Genomic DNA, 19,058 nt, shown 5'->3' with positions numbered 1-19,058 from the left:
GTACGGTGCCGTCCGCCCCTCGGGTGGCGGTCCGGGTGGTCAGGTCACCCGGCCGCCCGGCGGCGGGTCACCCCGCCGCCTGGCTCTGGGCGTGCTCGCCGGAGACCGGCGCCCACGTGTCGACCAGGCCGGGGTTCTCCCGCAGCCAGGAGCGGACCGCGTCCTGCTCCTTGCCCTTGCCGGCCCCCTGGATCTTCGCCTCCAGCCCGGTGAGCTGCTTCTCGGTCATGGAGAAGTCCTTCAGCCAGCGGGCGACCTGCGGGTTGTCCCCGGCGAACCCCTTGCGGGACAGGGTGTGCACGCCGTCGCCCCTGCCCCAGGCGCCCTTCGGGTCCTTGAGCTTCTTCAGGCCGTAGCTGCTGTAGGCCCAGTGCGGGGACCACAGGGTGACGAGGACCGGCTGCTTGCGGGCGTAGGCGCGCTTGAGCTCGGCGAGCATGGCCGGGGTCGAACCGTCGATCACCTGATAGGTGCCGTTGAGCCCGTACTCCTTGAGGACCTTCGTCTTGAGCAGGCTCATCTCGCCGGCGCTGGGCTCGATGCCGACGATCTTCCCGCCGAACTCGGATGCGTGCGCCTTGAGGTCGGCCAGGGAATCGACGCCCTTCACGTAGGAAGGCACGGTCAGCTCCAGAGAGGTGGGGCCGTACCACTTGCCCAGGTCGTCGAGCTGCTTGCCGTACTTCTTCCAGTACTCGGCGTGCGTGGTCGGCAGCCAGGAGTCGGTCTCGAAGTCGATCTGCCCGGTGGCGAGGCCGGTGTAGAGGGGGCCGGCCGCGTACTGGGTAGTGGTGACCTTGAAGCCCCGCTCCTGGAGGATCTCCTTCCACAGGTAGGTGGAGGCGATGCCCTCGTCCCAGGGGATGTAGCCGATCTTGATCTCCTTGCCCTTGCCGACGTCGGTGCCGGAGGCCTCGGAGGTGGTGCCGTTGGGACCGAAGACGCCGATCCCGCCCGCGGCGAGCGCGAGGGCGACGATCCCGGCGACCGCGACGACCGGGCGCGGCCGGTACGACCACGCGCGCCGGGGCGCCTTGGCGGCGGCCCTGCGCCCGGACGGGGAGAGCTGGGTGCCCAGGGCGCCGGTGACGCGGTCCAGGTAGATGGCGAGGACGACGATGCCGACGCCGGCCTCGAAGCCGTACCCGATGTCGAGCTGGCCGATGGCCTCGTTCACGGCGCCGCCGAGGCCGCCGGTGCCGACCATGCCGGCGATGACGACCATGGACAGGCCCAGCATGATCACCTGGTTGACGCCGGCCATGATGGTCGGCAGGGCGAGCGGCAGCTGGACCCGCCACAGGATGTCGCGCGGGCTCGTGCCGAACGCCTCGGCGGCCTCGACCAGTTCGGGGTCGACCTGGCGGATGCCCAGTTCGGTCATGCGGACGCCGGGGGCGAGCGCGAAGATCAGGGTGGCCACCACGCCGGCCGCGGTGCCGAGGCCGAAGAACAGCATGGCCGGGATCAGCAGGACCATCGAGGGCATCGTCTGGAGCAGGTCCAGGACGGGCCGTACGGCGGCGCCGACCGCCTTGGAGCGGGCCGCCCAGATGCCCAGCGGGATGGAGATCACCAGGGCGATCACGGTGGCCACCAGGACCAGGGCGAGCGTGGACATCGCCTGGTCCCACAGCTGGAGCGAGTCGACCAGAGCGAATCCGGCGAAGGCGAGGACACCGGCGAGCAGGCCGCGCAGCCACCAGGCGAGGACGGCGAGGATGCCGGCCATGAGCAGCGGCGCGGGGGCGCCGAGGACGGCGTCGATGCCGTTGTACATGCCCTCCATGACGGCCTTGACGGCGTCGAAAAGCCAGGAGAGGTGGCCGACCAGCCAGTTCACACCGGAGTCGACCCAGTTGCCGAGGGGCAGCCTAGGCACGGCCGATCACCTTCTTCCCGTCCCGGTCGAAGCCGTCGCAGGCGGCGGGCTCGCCCTGTTCGTCGCCGAGGAAGCCCACCAGGCGCTGCCGGCGCACCACGCCGACGAGGGTGCGGTCGGCGTCCAGGACGGCGACCGGGTGCGGCAGCCGGGCGCTGATCGCGCACAGCTCGGTGAACGGCGTGTCGGGCGTCGCCGTCTCGCAGCCGCAGTCGGCCTCGTCGCCGCGCGGATCGGTGTCCATGACGGCGGCGGCGGTGAGCACCCGCGAGCGGTCGACGTCCTTGATGAAGGAGGCCACGTAGTCGTTCGCGGGGCGCAGCAGGATGTCCTCGGCGGTGCCGGTCTGCACGATGCGGCCGTCGCGCATGACGGCGATCCGGTCGCCCAGGCGCATGGCCTCGTTGAGGTCGTGGGTGATGAAGACGATGGTCTTCTTCAGCGTCTTCTGCAGTTCCAGGAGCTGGTCCTGCATATCGCGCCGGATCAGCGGGTCCAGGGCGCTGAAGGACTCGTCCATGAGCAGCAGATCGGCGTCGGTGGCCAGGGCGCGGGCGAGGCCGACGCGCTGCTGCATGCCGCCGGACAGCTCGTCGGGCCAGGACTTCTCCCAGCCGGCCAGGCCGCACAGAGCGAGCGCCTCGTCGGCGCGGCGTTCGCGCTCGGCGCGGGGCACGCCCTGCACTTCCAGGCCGTAGGCGGCGTTGTCGCGGACGCTGCGGTGCGGGAACAGCGCGAAGTGCTGGAAGACCATGCTGATCTTGTTCGAGCGCAGTTCGCGCAGGCCGCGGTCGCCGAGCGCGGTCAGCTCCGCGCCGTCGAAGCGCACGCTGCCGGCGGTCGGCTCCAGCAGACCGTTGAGCATCCGCAGCAGGGTGGACTTGCCGGAGCCCGACAGGCCCATGACGACGAAGATCTCACCCGCCTCGACCCGGAAGGAGGCGTCGATCACGGCGGCGGTGGTGCCGTCGGCGCGCAGCTCCTCCCGGTCGGCACCCTTCCTCAGGCGCTCCACTGCGTCGTCCGGTCGTCTGCCGAACACCTTGAACAGGTGCTCCGCCTCAAGCCTGGCTTGCACGCGAACCTCTTGTCTCGGGAACAGGGGACGGGAGACGAAGTCCCGGCGACCGCCGGAAGGCCGGCGACAAAGGCCACCGACCGGTTGAAAAGCGCACTACTTCGCTCCCGACGGCGCCCCTGCCCAGGTCAAGCAGAGGCAAACTCAGAGGTGGCCGGGCTCACTGCGATGCGCAGCACGCAACACGTTCCAGGACGAAAGGTGCGCGAGGGTGACGCGGGAGTGACTGTCAGTGGCGTACGGCATGATGCGAAGCGTGACCGGACGACTGATGCTCCTCGACACCGCCTCGCTGTACTTCCGCGCCTACTTCGGCGTACCCGACTCCGTGCGGGCACCGGACGGCACCCCGGTGAACGCGGTGCGCGGACTGCTGGACTTCGTCGACCGCCTGGTCAGGGACCACCGCCCCACCCACCTGGTGGCCTGCATGGACGCCGACTGGCGGCCGAAGTGGCGGGTCGAGCTGATCCCCACCTACAAGGCGCACCGGGTCGCCGAGGAGCACACCGGCGCCCCGGACGCGGAGGAGGTGCCGGACACCCTCGCCCCACAGGTGCCCGTCATCGAGTCCGTGCTGGACGCGCTCGGCATCGCCCGCGTCGGAGTCGCCGGCTACGAGGCGGACGACGTCATCGGCACCTTCACCGCCCGCGCCACGGGCCCGGTCGACATCGTCACGGGCGACCGCGATCTGTACCAGTTGGTGGACGACGGGCGCGGGGTGCGGGTGCTGTATCCACTCAAGGGCGTGGGCACCCTCCAGATGACCGACGAGGCGGTGCTGCGCGAGAAGTACGGCGTCGACGGACGGGGGTACGCGGACCTGGCGCTGCTGCGCGGCGACCCGAGCGACGGACTGCCGGGCGTGGCCGGGATCGGCGAGAAGACGGCCGCCAAGCTGCTCGCCGAGTTCGGCGACCTGGCCGGGATCATGGCGGCCGTGGACGACCCGAAGGCGAAGCTCACCCCCTCGCAGCGGCGGCGGCTGACCGAGGCGCGGCCGTATCTCGCGGTGGCGCCGAAGGTGGTGCGGGTGGCCGGTGACGTACCGCTGCCCCGTGTGGACACCGCGCTGCCGGGTGCCCCGCGCGATCCGGCGGCCCTGGAGGAACTGGCGGCCCGCTGGGGCCTGGGCGGCTCGCTCCAGCGGCTGCTGGCCACGCTGAGCGCGTAGGACTGCGGAGACCGGGCCGTCAGGTCGGCAATATTCGGGCAAAGGGCGGCGGTTGAATCACAAAGGAAGATCGGGCCGAAAGGAGAGATGTTAACTTAGGTATACCTAACCCAGTTCGCAGGAGGCCGTGATGGCAGAGCGTCCGGAACGAAAGCCGCGCAAGGTCCACGCCGCCCGTGTGGTGCGCACCGAGCGGCTGACCCCGCACATGCAGCGCGTGGTGCTCGGCGGCGACGGGCTCGCCGGGTTCGCGGCCGACACCTGCACCGATCACTATGTGAAGCTCCTGTTCGGTCCGCCGGGCGTGACCTATCCGGAACCCTTCGACCTGGAGCGGATCCGCGCCGAGTTCCCGCGCGAGCAGTGGCCGGTGACCCGCACCTACACCGTGCGCGACTGGGACGCCGAACACCGCGAGCTGACCCTGGACTTCGTGATCCACGGCGACGAGGGCCTGGCCGGTCCCTGGGCGCTGCGGGCACAGCCCGGCGACACCCTGCGCTTCATGGGCCCCGGCGGCGCCTACGCCCCCGACCCGGACGCCGACTGGCATCTGCTCGTCGGCGACGAGAGCGCGCTGCCCGCCATCGCCCGCGCCCTGGAGTCCCTGCCCGCCGGCGCCCCGGCGCACGCCTTCGTGGAGGTCTCCGGGCCCGAGGAGGAGCAGAAGATCGACTCCGCCGCGGAGATCGTCTGGGTGCACCGCGGGGACCGCCCGGTCGGCACCGCCCTGCTGGCGGCCGTCCGCGCGCTGGAGTTCCCCGAGGGCCGCCCGCACGCCTTCGTGCACGGCGAGGCCGGGTTCGTGAAGGAGCTGCGCCGGCTGCTCCGGGTCGACCTGCGGCTCCCGCGTGAGGACCTCTCGATCTCCGGCTACTGGCGCCTCGGTCACAACGAGGACGGCTGGCAGGCGTCCAAGCGCGAGTGGAACGCCCGCATCGAGGCGGAGCAGGAGGGCGGCGCGCAGGCCGCCTGAGCCCCGCGGCCCCGAGCCGGTCCGTCCGGACCGGCGTCAGCGCGCGTTGATCCGGCCGAACGGCACGTGCACGCTCGGCGTGGTCCGCGCGGTGCTCTCCAGGTGCGTCACCTGGTCGTCGAAGAAAATGTGCGGATCCAGCACCTCCATCACGGCGCCCTTGTCGACGCCGCCCAGGAAGAACGCGCCGTTGACCCGCACGCCCCACTGCTTGAGGCTGTTCACGGCCCGCTCGTGCGCCGGGGCGTTGCGCGCGGTCACGATGGAGACGTGGACCCGCAGCTCGTACTCCGGGTCCGCCCTGCGCCGTTCCTCCTCCCGGTTCTGGATCCGGTTCACCCCGGCCAGGAAGTCGCGCAGCGGCCCGGCGTCGTGCGGGGTCGCCGCGTTGCGCGCCTCGTGCGCCCGGAACTCCTCCAGCCCCTGCGACTGGTAGACCTGTTCGGCCGCGTCTCCGGCGAGCACCCCGTCGAAGTCGAACGCGATCCGCAGCTCCCGGTCCGCGGCGTCGTCCGGATACGCCGCTCCCAGCACATGCCCCGCGGGCAGGCCCGCCGCGACGGCCTCGCGTACGTCGTCGCCGTTCGCCGACAGGAACAGCGACATGTTCAGCGCCGGCATGAACCTGTACGGGGAGCGGCCCTGCATGAACACGGCCCGGCTGATGGGCAGTTCGCGGGCCTGTATCGAGCGCATGACCCGCAGCCCGGTGTCGGGGTCGTTGCGGGAGAGGATGATGACCTCGACCAGCGGATCGCCCGGCTCCCCGAGGTCGTTGAGCGACAGCAGCCTGCGGATGAACGCGAACGCCACTCCGGGACGCAGCGTGTCGTCCCGCTTCTCCTCCTGGTAGGCCCGGTACGCCTCCTCGCCCTGCTCCCTGAACACCGCGTCGGATTCCCGCAGATCGAACAGGGCGCTGGAGGCGACGCCGACGACGAGCCGGTTCGCGAGGTCATAGGCAGGCATGCGCCCATCTTCACACCGGCCCGCACCGGCACGACGGCGCGGCCGCCCGCTCGGAGTTCAGTCCCCGCGCACCCGTGCGTGCAGATGCATGTCGTGCCAGCCGTCCGGGTGCAGGTACGCCTTGCGCCGGGTGCCCTCCGCGGCGAAGCCGGCCTTGGCGGCGACCCGGCAGGACGCCTCGTTGGCGGTGGAGTGCATCAACTCCAGCCGGTGGAAGCCGATCTCCTCGAACGCCCAGTGCGTCAGCGCGACGGCGGACCGGGTCGCCACACTGCGGCCGCGGGCCTGCGCCACGGTCCAGTAGGCGAGTTCGGCCAGCCCGTCGGCCAGCTCGATCTGCCGCAGCGCCACCCGGCCCATCAGCCGCCCGGTGTCCTGCGCCACGACCGCCCACTGCGGCTCCCGCTCCCCGGCCCACGCCCGCCGCCACCGCGTGATCCATTCGGCGGCCTCCGCCTCCGACTCGCAGGACTTGCCGTGGAAGCGGTGCATCAGCGGGTCCTGGAACGCCGCGTGCACGGCGGGCGCGTCCCCCTCCTGCCAGGGACGCAGCACCAGCCCGTCACCGGTGGGGATGACGGGCTGCTCGGTACGGGCGAGGGCGCCGGGGGTCAGCACCGGACGGGTGAGAACGGGCATGATCCCCATACTGCCGCGCCGGCGGCCCGCTTCCCCGGCCCGGGCACGACGACCACCCCTCGCACCCCTGACCGTCACCTCACCCGCCGCCCTCGACCGCTCCCCCCGGCCCCCTCGTACCCTTGACCGGGTGAGACGCCGTACGCCGCCCCCACCCGCTCCGCTCCCCCAGCGCGACGGGGTCGATCCCGTACGGGTGCGGCTGCCCGCGGACGGCGGGTGGACCACCGTGCGTGAGCACCTGGTGGCGCGGCTCACCGGTGCCGGGCCCGGCGTGATCGAGGAAATGTTCGCGGCCGGGCGGATCGTGGGCGCCGACGGGCGGCCGGTGCCGGCGGACGCGCCCTATCGGCCGGGGATGTTCGTCTGGTTCCACCGCGAGCCGCCCGCCGAGGTACCGGTGCCGTTCCCGCTGCCGGTGGTGTACCGGGACGAGCACATCGTCGTGGCCGACAAGCCGCACTTCCTCGCCACCACCCCGCGCGGGGGCCATGTCGCCCAGACCGCGCTCGCCCGGCTCCGCCACACCCTGGGCATCCCGGCCCTGACCGCCGCGCACCGCCTGGACCGGCTCACCGCCGGGCTGGTGCTGTTCACGGTACGGCCCGAGGAACGCGGCGCGTACCAGAGGCTGTTCGGCGAACGCCGGGTGGCCAAGGAGTACGAGGCCGTCGCCCCCTACGACGCCGCGCTCGCCCTGCCCCGGACCGTGCGCAGCCGGATCCTGAAGGAGCGCGGGGTGCACGCGGCCCGCGAGGTCGAGGGCGAGCCCAACGCCGAGACGCGGGTGGAGCTGGTGGAGCGGCGCGGCGGGCTCGGCCGGTACCGGCTGCTCCCGCGCACCGGGCAGACCCACCAGCTGCGGGTGCACCTGAACGCGCTCGGCGTGCCCATCCTCGGCGACCCGCTCTACCCGCGGGTGACCGCCCCGGTGCCGCCCGGCGACTTCCGCCGCCCCCTGCAACTGCTCGCCCGCAGGCTGGAGTTCACCGACCCGGTCACCGGCGTCGCGCACACCTTCACGAGCGGGCGTACCCTTCAGGCCTGGTCCGCCTACTCCGAGTGGGCGGCGGACTGACCCGGCCCGCTCACTCCCCGCGCCACCAGCGCAGCAGCCGCTGCCAGAGCCCCCGCACCGGGACCGAGACCGGGACCGGGAGGACCGGCGGCGGCACCGGGCGGGCCGGCGGCACGGCCGCGGGGAGCGCCGTGCCCTGTGCCTCCCGGCGTTCGGCGGCCAGCCGCAGGTCGGCGGGGAGTCCGGGGCTCGCGTAGGCGCGCGGCGGCATGTCCGTGTCCTGCTGCGGCTTGGGTTCGAACCGCACCGGCAGCGCCACCAGGTGCCGGGAGGCGATGGAGGAGCGCCAGCGCAGATCGTCCTCGGCGCAGGCCAGCTGCACGTCCGGCAGCCGGGTCAGCAGGGCGTCGACGCCGACGTCGGCGATGGCACGCCCGATGTCCTGTCCCGGACACTCGTGCGGGCCGCCGCCGAAGGCGAGGTGGGAGCGGTTGCCCTGCATGCTCGCGGCCAGGTCGGGCCGTACCCTCGGGTCGATGTTGCCCGGCGCGGGCGCGAACAGCAGCCCGTCGCCCCTGGTGATGCGCTGCCCGCCCAGTTCGGTGTCCTGCTTGGCGTAGTAGCCGAAGACGGTGCTGAACGGCGGTTCGTCCCACAGGGACTGCTCGATCGCCTCCGGTACGGTCATCTGCCCGCCGTTGAGCCGGGCGCGGAAACCGGGCTCGGTCAGCACCATGCGCAGCGCGTTGGCGAGCAGGTTGGCCGTGGCCTCGTAGGCGGCGAACAGGACGAGCCGCAGGTGTTCGCGGACCTCGTCGTCGGTGAGCCCGGCCTCGTGCAGGACGAGGTGGCTGGTGAAGTCGTCCTCGGGCCGGGCGCGGCGGCGCAGGGTGAGCCGGTTCAGCGCGTCCATGACGTAGGCATGGCTCTGGATGGCGGTCTCGGTGCCCTTGAGGGCGTCGCGGGCGGCCTGCACCATCCGGTCGTTGTACTCCTCGGGCATGCCGAGGATCTCGCACAGCACCGCCATCGGCAGATGCTCGGCGAACTGGGCGACCAGGTCGGCCCGGCCGCGCTCGCAGAAGCCGTTGACCAGGTGCTGGGTGTGGCCGCCGATGTGCCGGCGGACGCTGCGGTGGTCGATGGTGGCCATGGCGGAGGTGACCGCGTTGCGCAGCCGCAGGTGTTCGTCGCCCTCCACGTGGGAGCAGATGGGCTGCCAGGCGATGTGCGGCATCAGCGGGTGGTCCGGCTTGACCCGGCCGTCGAGCAGCGGGGCCCAGATCCGGCTGTCGCGGGTGTACTGCGAGGGGCTGCGCACCACCTGGAGGTTCTCGGCGTGCCCGAGCACCACCCACATCGGTACGTCGTCGTGCAGCAGTACGGGGGCGACCGCGCCGTACTGTTCGCGCAGCCGTTCGTAGAGGTCGTCCAGGTCCTCCGCGCCCGCGCCGTAGAGCCGGTGCAGTCCGCCGGGGCCGAGGCCGTGCGCGGGGCAGCCGGGCGGCGGGCCTGACAGGGGGGCGTCGGGGGCCGAGAGGGCGGTCGGAGGCTGGGGTTCAGGCGTCACAGTGATCGCTCCGGAACGGAAAAGGGAGTGCGGGTGAGTCAGGTGAGGGCGCCGGAGAGGGCGAGGGAGTGCAGGAACCGCATCAGGGTGAGCAGCACGTCCTTGCTGGAGGCCCGGCGGCGCACATCGCATTCGATGATCGGGATGTCCGGGGTCAGGTCGAGCGCGGTGCGCAGTTCCTCCAGGGGGTAACGGGGCGCGTCCGGGAAGGAGTTGACGGCCACCACGAAGGGCACGCCGCGTTCCTCCAGGCGGCCCATGACGTCGAAGCTGACCTCCAGGCGCCGGGTGTCGACGAGGACGACCGCGCCGAGCGCCCCCTCGAACAGTCCGTTCCACAGGAACCAGAAGCGCTCCTGGCCGGGGGTGCCGAACAGGTAGAGCACCAGCTTGTCGGTGATGCTGATCCGGCCGAAGTCCATGGCGACGGTGGTGGCCGTCTTCGACTCGGAGCCGTAGTTGTCGTCGATCCCGATGCCGGCCTGGGTCATGGTCTCCTCGGTGGTCAGCGGTTTGATCTCGCTGACGGAGCCGACCATGGTGGTCTTGCCGACGCCGAAGCCGCCCACGATCACGATCTTCACCGCGGCCTGGGCCGTGTGCGGCAGCTGGTCCGCGGCGCGCGGTCCGGGGATCGTGTCAGAGCCGTTGAAGTCCATGCATCACCGCTTCGAGGAGGGAACGGTCGGGAGCCGTGCGGCGGGTGACCGGGGCGCGCGCCTGCACCAGCTCGGCCGTGATCATCTCCGTGATCAGTACCGTCATCGCGCTGAACGGCAGGGAGAGGTAGGCCGACAGCTCGGCCAGGGACAGCGGGGCGGTGCACAGATCGAGCACCGCCGTGTGCTCCGGCGAGGCGCCGGGCGGCGGGGTCCGGCGGGCCACGATCAGGGTCACGAGGTCGAGTTCGGCGCGTCCGCCGTCGGCGGTCCCGGTGACGGCGTAGAGCCGCTCGGGGTTGCGGGGCGGCGGCTGGCCGTCCGGGGTGCCGTGTGCGCCCGGTCCGTCCACGGCGCCGTGCGGGGTACGGCCGTCCGCCGCACCGGCGTGCAGAGGGGGCCGTAACCGCGGTGCGGAGGGGGACGGTGACGGCGAGCCCGGCGGGTTCGGCAGGCGCCGTTGTCGTCGTGGAGGGGTCATACGGTCTGCCCGTCCCGCCGGGGCGGACTGGTGAGGTGGGCGCCGATCCGCACCACGAGATCGCGCATCATGCCGCTCATCCGGCCCGGTTCGCAGGTGACGTCGGCGAGCACGGCGAGGTAGGCGTTGGCGCCCGCGTTCATCAGGTAGAAGTAGCCGCCCTCGATCTCCACGACGACGACCTTCATCTCGCCCGCGCCGGGGATCTCCTGGATGATGGCGCCGGCCAGGCTCTGCACGCCCGCGCAGGCGGCGGCCACCCGGTCGGCGGCGTCGGGGTCGCCGCCGTAGCGGGCGATGCGCAGGCCGTCGGAGGACAGCACCACGATCATCTCGATGCCCGGCACTCCGTCGTTGAGCTGCTTGAGCATCCAGTCGAAGTTGCCTCGCTGCTGGATCACTGGACGGTCCCCTCGTCGTCGGCCTCGGTGGGGGCGGCCGAGTCATCGATCAGATGCAGGTACTTGGTGGGGTTGAGCGTGAAGTCGGTCAGCTCGGGGGCGGTGGCGCCCTCCGGCATGCCCTTGCGCAGTCCGTCGAAGAAGTCGTCGATCCACATGCCCGGCGGGCGTTCGATGAGCTTCTTGCGCTCGGGGTCCATCTCCGGCTCGGGCTCGGGCTCCCGGCGGGTCTGGGACCAGATGGTGGGCCGGCCCTCGCGTTCGGCCCGCTCGATGGCGGCCTCCTCGGCCCAGCGCTGGCTCAGCGGGACCTTCACCCGGCTGCGGCGCTGCGGCAGTCCGCCCGCCGTCCACTCGGTGACCTCGGGGACGTCGTCCTCCATGGAGATCCCGGCGGGGATCTTGGGGCTGGTGGGGCGGCGCGTCTTCGGCCGCCGCTTGGGGCCCTCGACGGCACCGAGTTCCGGCATCGGGATGCCGGTCGCGCCGATGCCGTGGGCGACGCCGACGCCGGGCTCGGTGGTGGTCATCACGCGCGGCACGATGAGGATCGCGCGCAGCCCGCCGTAGGCGGAGGTGCGCAGCGAGACCTCCATGTCGAACTGCTTGCACAGCCGGCCGACGACGGCGAGCCCGAGGCGCGGGTTGTCGCCGAGGTTGTGCGCGTCGTCGCCGTTCTTGGCGTCCTCGATCATCTTCTCGATGCGGATCCGGGACTCCTCGTTGAGGCTGACCCCGGCGTCCTCGATCTCGATGACGATGCCCGTCTGCACCTCCACGGCGGTGACGTGCACCTTGGTGGTGGGCGGCGAGTAGCGGGTGGCGTTGTCGAAGAGTTCGGCCGCCGCGTGGATGACCGGCTCGACCGCGGTGCCCTTGATGTTGATGTTGCAGATGGACGCCAGGTGGATGCGGTGGTAGTCCAGGATCCGGGACATGGCGCCGCGCAGGGTGCTGTAGAGGGACACCGGCAGCGGCCACTGGCGGCCGGGCCGGCCGCCGCCGAGGACGCCGATGGTGTCGGCGAGCCGCCCGATCAGCGAGCTGCCGTGGTCCAGGCGCAGCAGGTCGTCGAAGACCTCGGGATTGCGGCCGTGGTCCTCCTCCATCTCCCGCAGTTCCACGGCCTGCTGGTGGACGATGGCCTGGACGCGGCGGGCGATGCTGACGAAGGAGCGCTCGGTGGCGATCCGCATGGTGATCTCGTGGTCGGCGCCGCGCAGCGCGACATGGGTCAGCTCGCGGTAGACGTCGGGCAGGACCCGCAGGTCGGGGTCGGCGTCGTAGACGTTCGCCATGACGTCGCGGAGCATCTCGCCGCGGGCGAGCCGGGCGAAACCCCACGGCAGGATGTCCTTGGCGAAGCGGTGGACCAGCGCCTGGTGTTCGGCGAGCCGCTGCTCCAGGGCGGCGCGGTCGCGGGCGCGCGCGGCCTGCTCCTCGCGGAGCAGGCGGCCGCGGCGGGCGGCCTCGGCGCCGGTGACCAGGACGAGGAGTACGGCGAGGGCCCCGCACAGGCCGACGGCGACGCGGGCCGGCTCCGGCACCAGGGCGACGGCGGCCCCGCTCGCCACGGCCATCACTATGGCGGGCGGCAACAGGACGCGGGCGTAGGGACGTTCCCGGCGACCGGGCGGCTTCGGAACACTCACCATGGATGCCTTCTGGGACGGATCGGCTGGGTGTCGGGAGGGTTGTCGGGGGGAAGATGCATGGCACAGACCGGATCTTCGGCATGTTTGGGAACAGGCGCGCGAATCAGCTCAACGTGGTGCGCCGCGGGCGAGCTTAGTCCGACCGGATCATCGCCGTGTCATATTCAGCGACCGCCTGAAATCACCCCGACACCAGGAGTACGCTCGACCCCATTTGCACGCAGCGCTTCTGTTCGAACACGTTCGGTCATGGCGTACGGACATACGAAAACCGGCCCACCCCGAAGGGTGAGCCGGTCGATCTCCGGGATGCCGGTCAGGCCACCGACGAGTAGGCCACCACGCCCCGCAGCAACTGATCGACGGCCTTGCGCGCCGCCTTGGCCACGGTCGACCCCTCGCCCGGCGCCGCCGCCGAGATCTGCCCCAGTACGTCGATCACCTGCTTGCACCAGCGCACGAAGTCGCCCGCGGGCATCTCCGCTTCCCGCAGCACCTCGTCCAGGCCCTTGCCCGATGCCCACATGTAGGCGGCCCAGGCGAACCCGAGATCGGGCTCGCGCTGGCCCACGCCCTCGGTCTGGCTGATCCGGAAGTCCTCCTCCAGACCGTCGAGCCGGCCCCAGATCCGCACCATCTCCCCCAGCGCGGCCTTCGCCTTGCCGGAGGGCACCTTGGGCGCCATGGCGTCGTCACTGAGCCGCGCTTCGTACACCAACGCCGATACGCACGCGGCGAGTTCGGCGGGCGCGAGGCCCTCCCAGACGCCCTCGCGCAGGCATTCGCTGGCCAGCAGGTCCAGTTCGCCGTACAGCCGGGCGAGCCGCCGGCCGTGCTCGGTGACCTCGTCGCCCCGCAGGTAGTCCAGCTCGGTCAGCAGGGCGACGATCCGGTCGAAGGTCCGCGCGATGGTGTTCGTACGGCCCTCGATCCGGCGCTCCAGCTGCGAGGTGTCGCGCAGCAGCCGGTGGTAGCGCTCGGCCCAGCGGGCGTGGTCCTCACGGTCGTCGCACCCGTGGCAGGGGTGCGCGCGCAGGGCGGTGCGCAGCCGGGCGATCTCCCGGTCGTCGGCCGCCTGCGAGCGCTTCTTGCGGGCCCGCTCCGGCGGGATGTGCCCGGCCTTGGAGCGCAGCGCGGACGCCAGGTCGCGGCGCGACTGCGGCGAGCGCGCGTTGAACGTCTTCGGGATCCGCATCCGGTCGAGCGGCTCCACCGGCACCGGGAAGTCCATCGATGCCAGCCGCTTGACCTGCCGCTCGGCCGTCAGCACCAGCGGGCGCGGCCCGTCCTGGTGGTCGAAACCGCGATGCCCGTTGGACCGGCCGGCCGGCAGACCCGGATCCAGCACCAGCGCGAGCCCCGCGTACTTGCCCGTGGGCACATGGATGACATCGCCCGGCCTGAGCTTCTCCAGGGCCGCGGCCGCCTCGGCGCGCCGCTGGTGGGCGCCCTGCCGGGCCAGCTCCGTCTCCCGGTCCTTCAGCTCGCGGCGCAGCCGCGCGTACTCCTCGAAGTCGCCGAGGTGACAGGTCATGGACGCCCGGTAACCGGCCAGACCCTCCTCGTTGCGCTGCACCTGCCGGGAGATGCCGACCACCGAACGGTCCGCCTGGAACTGCGCGAACGACGTCTCCAGCAGCTCACGCGAGCGATGCCGCCCGAACTGCTCGACCAGGTTGACCGCCATGTTGTACGACGGCCGGAAGCTGGAGCGCAGCGGATACGTACGGGTGCCCGCGAGCCCGGCCAGGTGCTCGGGGCTCATCCCGCGCTGCCAGAGCACCACCGCGTGGCCCTCGACATCGATGCCGCGCCGGCCCGCACGCCCCGTCAGCTGGGTGTACTCGCCCGGCGTGATGTCCGCGTGCTGCTCGCCGTTCCACTTGACGAGCTTCTCCAGCACCACCGAACGGGCGGGCATGTTGATGCCGAGCGCGAGGGTCTCGGTCGCGAACACGGCCTTGACCAGACCGCGCACGAACAGCTCCTCCACGACCTCCTTGAAGGTCGGCAGCATGCCCGCGTGATGAGCGGCGATGCCCCGCTCCAGGCCCTCCAGCCACTCGTAGTACCCGAGGACGTGCAGGTCCTCGGAGGCGATGTGGGCGGTGCGCTCCTCGACCAGGGCCCGGACCCGGTCCCGCGCCTCCTCGTCGTTCAGCCGCAGCCCCGCGTACAGGCACTGCTGAACGGCGGCCTCGCAGCCGGCCCGGCTGAAGATGAAGGTGATCGCCGGCAGCAGCCCCTCCGCGTCCAGCCGCTCGATGACCTCGGGCCGGCCCGGCGTCCACATCCGCGAGCGCTGCCTGCGCTCCCGCTCCCGGTCGGCCTCCCGCATCGCCCTCCCCCGGCGGCGGTCCTGGTACGACGGCCGGGTCGCCTCCATCCGCGCGAGGCGCACCAGATCGGGGTTGACGGACTTCCTGTGGCCCTCGCCCTCCTCGAACAGGTCGTACATCCGCCGCCCGGCCAGCACATGCTGGAACAGCGGCACGGGCCGGTGCTCGGAGACGATCACCTCGGTGTCGCCGCGGACGGTGTCCAGCCAGTCGCCGAACTCCTCCGCGTTCGACACGGTCGCCGACAGTGACACCAGGGTCACCGAGGCGGGCAGGTGGATGATCACCTCTTCCCAGACGGCGCCGCGGAAGCGGTCGGAGAGGTAGTGCACCTCGTCCATGACCACGTGTCCGAGGCCCAGCAGGGTCTGGGAGCCCGCGTACAGCATGTTCCTGAGCACCTCGGTGGTCATCACGACCACCGGTGCCTCGGAGTTCACGCTGTTGTCGCCGGTGAGCAGGCCGACCTTGTCCGCGCCGTAGCGGCGGCACAGGTCGGCGTACTTCTGGTTCGACAGCGCCTTGATGGGTGTCGTGTAGAAGCACTTCTTGCCCTGGAGCAGGGCGAGGTGGACGGCGAATTCGCCGACGATCGTCTTGCCGGAGCCGGTGGGGGCGGCCACCAGCACGCCCTTTCCGGCTTCGAGTGCCTGGCATGCCTCGATCTGGAAGGGGTCGAGGCCGAAGTCGTACATCTCGCGGAAGGACGCGAGCGCGGTGGCCTGCTCGGCTGCCCGCTGGCGGGCCGCCGCGTACCGCTCGGCCGGTGAGAGGTCCTCTGTCATCGTGCTTTCGAGCGTACCGGGCCCCACCGACAACAGGACGATCATTATCCGGAACGTGCGCTGAGCAGAGAAATGCCCCCGGCACCGGGAGAGCCCGGTGCCGGGGGCGGGTCGCCTCGCCTGTGATGTGGGTCAGGTCACGTCGTCGTAGCCGTTGACGTGGTCCCTGCCCCGCGGCTCCGGGGCCGGGCTCGCGCTCACGGCCTCCACCTCGCCGACCGCCTCGGGCGTGAGGTCCAGCTCCGATGCCTCGTCGTCGGACAGCCCGTCACCCGCGCGGCGGGCCCGACGCCGGTCGTTGACCAGCGAGAAGGCCACCGCGATGAAGAACAGCGCCCAGATCGGCGTCGCCAGCGCCAGCATCGACATCGGGTCCGCGCCGGGCGTGGCCACCGCCGCGAAGGCGGCGATACCGACGACCATGGCCCGCCACCAGCCGAGCATGCGCTTGCCGGACAGGATGCCCGTCAGATTGAGCATCACCAGCAGCAGCGGCATCTCGAAGGCGAGGCCGAAGACCACCACCATGCGCGTGACCAGGTCGAGCAGCTTGTCCAGCGACAGCAGGTTCTCCACCCCGGAGGGGGTGAGGTCGATCATCACCTTCGCCGTGACGGGCAGCACGTGGTACGCGAGGAAGCCGCCGCCGAGGAACAGCGGCACGCCGAAGCCGACGAACGCGTACGCGTACTTCTTCTCGTGCCGGTGCAGGCCCGGCGCGACGAATGCCCACAGCTGGTAGAGCCAGACCGGGGAGGCCAGCACCACGCCGGCGGTCAGCGACGCCTTCAGCGCCAGTGTGAACGGGCCCAGCAGGTCACCGATCGTGATGTGCGCGCAGTGGGTGTCCTTGCTGGCCTTCGACAGTTCGCCGAAGGACTGGTGGCAGCCCACCGAGCGCAGCAGCGGCGCGGTGATGAAGTCGATGATGTCCTTGTAGAAGAAGGCGGAGACGATCGTGACGACGACGATCGCCAGGACACCCTTGGTGAGCCGGTTGCGCAGCTCACGCAAGTGATCCCCGAGTGGCATGCGCCCCTCGGGGTCCCTCTCCGTGCGGGCGGACTTGAGCAACCCACATCCTCATCTCGTGCAGCGGACCGGGGCCCCGGCCCTCGCGTCAGCGCTGGGTGGAGTCGGTCGGCTCGTTGACCGGGCGGGAGCTGGTCACATCGCCGGGCGCGGCCTGGATGGTGCGCTGCGCGGGAGCCGGCTCCTCCGCGGGCTGGGCGGAGGTGGCGTTCTGCTTGCCGCCGTCGTCCTTCATCGCCTTGGCCTCGCTCTTGAGGATACGAGCGGACTTGCCGAGGGAACGGGCCATGTCCGGGAGCTTCTTGGAACCGAACACGAGGACGATGACCAGCACCAGAAGCACCAGGTGCCACGGCTCAAGTGCGTTGCGGAACATAAGTCTTCACCTTCTCACTGAGGCGGGGCGACGGCTTGTCCGACCGATCGGACAGGTGTCCGACCATCGTGCCGGCAGCGATCGTATCGTCCGGGGGTGAACGTGGGACACACCCCGTGCGTACTCCAGCTCTGCGGACCGCGCCTCGTTCTTCGGGCCGCGACCAGCAGCGTACCTGCCCGGAGCGGCAAGGTGACAGGGCGAAGTGACCCAAAGCGCATCACAAGACGACATCACAGGGCGTCCACGGCCCGTGCCGCGCTCACCGCCGACCGCTCCAGGTCCTCGGCGGCCCGGTTGATGCGCTGCGCGGACTCCGTGACCTGTCGCCCGAGGCGCCGCGCCTCCACGAACACCCGGACAGCGAGCACTCCCAGGACGGCGAGGCCCAGGAACCCCATGGCTACGGCGAGCATCGGCCAGAACATGACGTCGAGCCTAGACCGTCCGGCGGCCCGGTCCGCACCCGGCCGCACCGGGGGCGGCGGCCGGCTACACGGTCGAGTGGAGCCGCAGGGTCCGCACCCCGCCCCCGGTGAGCAGTTCCACGATGCGCTCGCCGGCCGGTTTGCGGACCGAGGCCCCGCAGTCGGGGCAGGTGAAGGAGTAGAACGTGGTGCGGTGGCTCGCGCCGATGGCCAGGCGCAGCGCGCTCGCGGCCAGCTCGAAGCGGCCCCGGCAGTCCGGGCAGCCGGCCCGGAACACCACCGGAGCCACCCCCCGCATCCCCGCGAACGCGGTCGCCACCGTCATCCCGCTCGCACCGGACACCGCCGTCCCGTTCGCACCGGACACCGCGGACTCGTTCACAGCCGTCACTCCTCTTCCGCCGGTCGCTCCACCGGCCGGTCCGCCGACCGGTCCATGAGCCGATCCATCAACCGGGCCGCCGACCCGCCCGCGGGCCGGTCCGCCGCCCGCCCGCGTCCCCGCCGGCCCGGCCCCGCACAGCGGGCACGCCCTAAGGAGCGGACGGGCCCACTCGCCCGGCGGCTCACCCGCGCACCGCCGTGGCGTCCGGCGCCGGATCCGACGGGACGTCGTACGCCGCCAGCGCCTCGGCCGCCGCCCGGCGGGCGCTGTCGGCCAGCTCGGGCGGGGAGACGATCCGGCCGTCCCGGCCCAGGCGCAGCGCCAGGCGGCGCAGCGAGGCCGGCTCGGGGGTGCGCAGGGTGATGCGCAGCCCGCCGTCGGGCAGCTCCTCGGCGCTGTCGTGCGGGTAGTACTCGGCGACCCAGCGCCCGCCGGGCCCGACCTCGACGACCACCTCGGGGTCCTCGGCGGCCGGCTGCACCAGCGCCTCGGACAGGTCCCGCAGCTCCACCTCGGGCGGCGCGGACGGCTCGTCCAGGATGCGGATCTCGGCGACCCGGTCCAGCCGGAAGGTGCGCCGCGCCTCGGAGCGCCGGCACCAGGCCTCGACGTACGTGTGGCCGACGCTGACCAGGCGGATGGGATCGATCTCGCGCTCGGTGACCTCGTCGCGGGCCGGGGAGTAGTAGCGGATCCACAGCCGGCGGCGCTCGGAGATGGCGCGGTCCACGTCCGCGAAGACGCCGCCCTCGGACTCGAAGGTCACCGACAGCCGGGAGCTGGCGCCCGCGGCCTCGCCCGCCGCGGTCTCCACCTTGGCGGTGGCCCGCAGCAGCGCCTGCCGGTCGCCCTCGCGCAGCCCCGGCAGGGTGGCGACCGCGCGGGCGGCCACCAGCAGGGCGGTGGCCTCGTCGGCGGCCAGCCGCAGCGGCTCGGCGGCCTCCTCGCCGAGCGCGGCCGGGTTGTGCCACCAGATGCGCTCGCCGTCGGTGTCGATGTCCAGCAGATCGCCGCCGCGGAAGCTGGTGCCGCACATCGGCAGCAGATCGAGGTCGGCGACCAGCTCGTCCTCGGTGATCCCGAAGGCGCGGGCCACGTCCGCGATCCGGGCGCCGGGCCGCTCGCGCAGATACGTCACCAGGGAGAGCATCCGCCGGGTCTGGTCGATGGCGTTGACGGTTCTGGCCGGTTTGCCTGCCACAGTCCTG

At 72.0% G+C, this 19,058-nt stretch carries 18 protein-coding genes; 3 read left to right on the top strand and 15 right to left on the bottom strand.

Annotated features, from left to right (window positions below; translation table 11 throughout):
* Positions 1-67: 67 nt before the first annotated feature.
* Together ACZ7EC_RS24915 and ACZ7EC_RS24910 are read right to left on the bottom strand one after the other, a co-directional pair.
* Positions 68-1,882 (bottom strand): ABC transporter permease/substrate binding protein, encoded by a 1,815-nt coding sequence (locus tag ACZ7EC_RS24915; protein ID WP_471065837.1) that lies wholly within the window; start codon positions 1,880-1,882, stop codon positions 68-70.
* On the bottom strand, positions 1,875-2,960 hold the full coding sequence (locus tag ACZ7EC_RS24910) for a quaternary amine ABC transporter ATP-binding protein (protein WP_471065836.1): 1,086 nt from the start codon (positions 2,958-2,960) through the stop codon (positions 1,875-1,877). The genes ACZ7EC_RS24915 and ACZ7EC_RS24910 overlap by 8 nt, the downstream gene beginning before the upstream one ends.
* A gap of 247 nt (positions 2,961-3,207) precedes the next feature.
* Here ACZ7EC_RS24910 and ACZ7EC_RS24905 point away from each other — a divergent pair, with 247 nt between their 5' ends.
* Both ACZ7EC_RS24905 and ACZ7EC_RS24900 read left to right on the top strand, forming a co-directional pair.
* The gene (locus tag ACZ7EC_RS24905) at positions 3,208-4,137 is read left to right on the top strand and encodes a 5'-3' exonuclease (RefSeq protein WP_471066193.1); all 930 of its coding nucleotides are present in this window, start codon (positions 3,208-3,210) and stop codon (positions 4,135-4,137) included.
* A 130-nt stretch (positions 4,138-4,267) separates the two neighbouring features.
* Positions 4,268-5,113, top strand: coding sequence for a siderophore-interacting protein (locus tag ACZ7EC_RS24900; RefSeq protein WP_471065835.1), 846 nt, complete (start codon positions 4,268-4,270; stop codon positions 5,111-5,113).
* 36 nt (positions 5,114-5,149) lie between these two features.
* Here the strand turns inward: ACZ7EC_RS24900 and ACZ7EC_RS24895 are convergent, their stop codons facing one another.
* Both ACZ7EC_RS24895 and ACZ7EC_RS24890 read right to left on the bottom strand, forming a co-directional pair.
* Entirely contained in the window at positions 5,150-6,082 is a 933-nt protein-coding gene (locus ACZ7EC_RS24895; protein WP_471065833.1) for a 5'-nucleotidase, read from the bottom strand.
* Between the two features lie 57 nt (positions 6,083-6,139).
* A complete protein-coding gene (locus ACZ7EC_RS24890; RefSeq protein WP_471065831.1) occupies positions 6,140-6,721 on the bottom strand; it encodes a GNAT family N-acetyltransferase in 582 nt (193 codons plus the stop codon).
* A gap of 130 nt (positions 6,722-6,851) precedes the next feature.
* On the opposite strand from ACZ7EC_RS24890, the gene ACZ7EC_RS24885 reads away from it, so the two are divergent.
* The gene (locus tag ACZ7EC_RS24885; RefSeq protein ID WP_471065829.1) at positions 6,852-7,799 is read left to right on the top strand and encodes a pseudouridine synthase; all 948 of its coding nucleotides are present in this window, start codon (positions 6,852-6,854) and stop codon (positions 7,797-7,799) included.
* A 10-nt stretch (positions 7,800-7,809) separates the two neighbouring features.
* Here ACZ7EC_RS24885 and ACZ7EC_RS24880 read toward each other — a convergent pair whose 3' ends face one another.
* The 11 genes from ACZ7EC_RS24880 to ACZ7EC_RS24830 form a co-directional block, all read right to left on the bottom strand.
* Positions 7,810-9,309 (bottom strand): cytochrome P450, encoded by a 1,500-nt coding sequence (locus ACZ7EC_RS24880; protein WP_471065828.1) that lies wholly within the window; start codon positions 9,307-9,309, stop codon positions 7,810-7,812.
* Positions 9,310-9,347: 38 nt separating this feature from the next.
* Positions 9,348-9,968: a GTP-binding protein gene (locus ACZ7EC_RS24875; protein ID WP_471065826.1), complete on the bottom strand. Its 621-nt coding sequence runs from the start codon at positions 9,966-9,968 to the stop codon at positions 9,348-9,350.
* A complete protein-coding gene (locus tag ACZ7EC_RS24870) occupies positions 9,949-10,449 on the bottom strand; it encodes a DUF742 domain-containing protein (RefSeq protein ID WP_471065824.1) in 501 nt (166 codons plus the stop codon). The genes ACZ7EC_RS24875 and ACZ7EC_RS24870 overlap by 20 nt, the downstream gene beginning before the upstream one ends.
* Positions 10,446-10,850, bottom strand: coding sequence for a roadblock/LC7 domain-containing protein (locus ACZ7EC_RS24865; protein ID WP_037651243.1), 405 nt, complete (start codon positions 10,848-10,850; stop codon positions 10,446-10,448). The genes ACZ7EC_RS24870 and ACZ7EC_RS24865 overlap by 4 nt, the downstream gene beginning before the upstream one ends.
* Entirely contained in the window at positions 10,847-12,505 is a 1,659-nt protein-coding gene (locus ACZ7EC_RS24860) for an ATP-binding protein (RefSeq protein WP_471065821.1), read from the bottom strand. The genes ACZ7EC_RS24865 and ACZ7EC_RS24860 overlap by 4 nt, the downstream gene beginning before the upstream one ends.
* Before the next feature lie 316 nt (positions 12,506-12,821).
* The gene (locus ACZ7EC_RS24855) at positions 12,822-15,674 is read right to left on the bottom strand and encodes a DEAD/DEAH box helicase (RefSeq protein WP_471065820.1); all 2,853 of its coding nucleotides are present in this window, start codon (positions 15,672-15,674) and stop codon (positions 12,822-12,824) included.
* A gap of 87 nt (positions 15,675-15,761) precedes the next feature.
* Positions 15,762-16,703 carry a twin-arginine translocase subunit TatC gene (gene tatC, locus ACZ7EC_RS24850; RefSeq protein ID WP_471065818.1) on the bottom strand — a complete coding sequence of 314 codons (942 nt, stop codon included), beginning with the start codon at positions 16,701-16,703 and terminating at the stop codon, positions 15,762-15,764.
* Between the two features lie 46 nt (positions 16,704-16,749).
* Positions 16,750-17,037 (bottom strand): Sec-independent protein translocase subunit TatA, encoded by a 288-nt coding sequence (tatA, locus tag ACZ7EC_RS24845; RefSeq protein WP_397986788.1) that lies wholly within the window; start codon positions 17,035-17,037, stop codon positions 16,750-16,752.
* Between the two features lie 233 nt (positions 17,038-17,270).
* Positions 17,271-17,465, bottom strand: a complete 195-nt coding sequence (locus tag ACZ7EC_RS24840) for a hypothetical protein (protein ID WP_471065815.1) — start codon at positions 17,463-17,465, stop codon at positions 17,271-17,273.
* 64 nt (positions 17,466-17,529) lie between these two features.
* The gene (locus ACZ7EC_RS24835) at positions 17,530-17,790 is read right to left on the bottom strand and encodes a hypothetical protein (protein ID WP_397987337.1); all 261 of its coding nucleotides are present in this window, start codon (positions 17,788-17,790) and stop codon (positions 17,530-17,532) included.
* A 241-nt stretch (positions 17,791-18,031) separates the two neighbouring features.
* Positions 18,032-19,051: a helix-turn-helix transcriptional regulator gene (locus ACZ7EC_RS24830; RefSeq protein WP_471065813.1), complete on the bottom strand. Its 1,020-nt coding sequence runs from the start codon at positions 19,049-19,051 to the stop codon at positions 18,032-18,034.
* Positions 19,052-19,058 lie beyond the last annotated feature (7 nt).

The sequence above is a fragment of the Streptomyces sp. NPDC037203 genome, from assembly GCF_055605065.1.
This window is presented reverse-complemented; position numbering and strand designations above follow the sequence as displayed.

What these genes read in the sequence shown, in the direction of transcription:
- ACZ7EC_RS24870 (WP_471065824.1), bottom strand. Translation starts at nt 10,449, where the DNA reads ATGACCCCTCCACGACGACAACGGCGCCTGCCGAACCCGCCGGGCTCG.
- ACZ7EC_RS24895 (WP_471065833.1), bottom strand. Translation starts at nt 6,082, where the DNA reads ATGCCTGCCTATGACCTCGCGAACCGGCTCGTCGTCGGCGTCGCCTCC.
- ACZ7EC_RS24855 (WP_471065820.1), bottom strand. Translation starts at nt 15,674, where the DNA reads ATGATCGTCCTGTTGTCGGTGGGGCCCGGTACGCTCGAAAGCACGATG.
- ACZ7EC_RS24900 (WP_471065835.1), top strand. Translation starts at nt 4,268, where the DNA reads ATGGCAGAGCGTCCGGAACGAAAGCCGCGCAAGGTCCACGCCGCCCGT.
- tatA (WP_397986788.1), bottom strand. Translation starts at nt 17,037, where the DNA reads ATGTTCCGCAACGCACTTGAGCCGTGGCACCTGGTGCTTCTGGTGCTG.
- ACZ7EC_RS24875 (WP_471065826.1), bottom strand. Translation starts at nt 9,968, where the DNA reads ATGGACTTCAACGGCTCTGACACGATCCCCGGACCGCGCGCCGCGGAC.
- ACZ7EC_RS24835 (WP_397987337.1), bottom strand. Translation starts at nt 17,790, where the DNA reads ATGACGGTGGCGACCGCGTTCGCGGGGATGCGGGGGGTGGCTCCGGTG.
- ACZ7EC_RS24905 (WP_471066193.1), top strand. Translation starts at nt 3,208, where the DNA reads ATGCGAAGCGTGACCGGACGACTGATGCTCCTCGACACCGCCTCGCTG.
- ACZ7EC_RS24890 (WP_471065831.1), bottom strand. Translation starts at nt 6,721, where the DNA reads ATGCCCGTTCTCACCCGTCCGGTGCTGACCCCCGGCGCCCTCGCCCGT.
- ACZ7EC_RS24860 (WP_471065821.1), bottom strand. Translation starts at nt 12,505, where the DNA reads ATGGTGAGTGTTCCGAAGCCGCCCGGTCGCCGGGAACGTCCCTACGCC.
- ACZ7EC_RS24840 (WP_471065815.1), bottom strand. Translation starts at nt 17,465, where the DNA reads ATGTTCTGGCCGATGCTCGCCGTAGCCATGGGGTTCCTGGGCCTCGCC.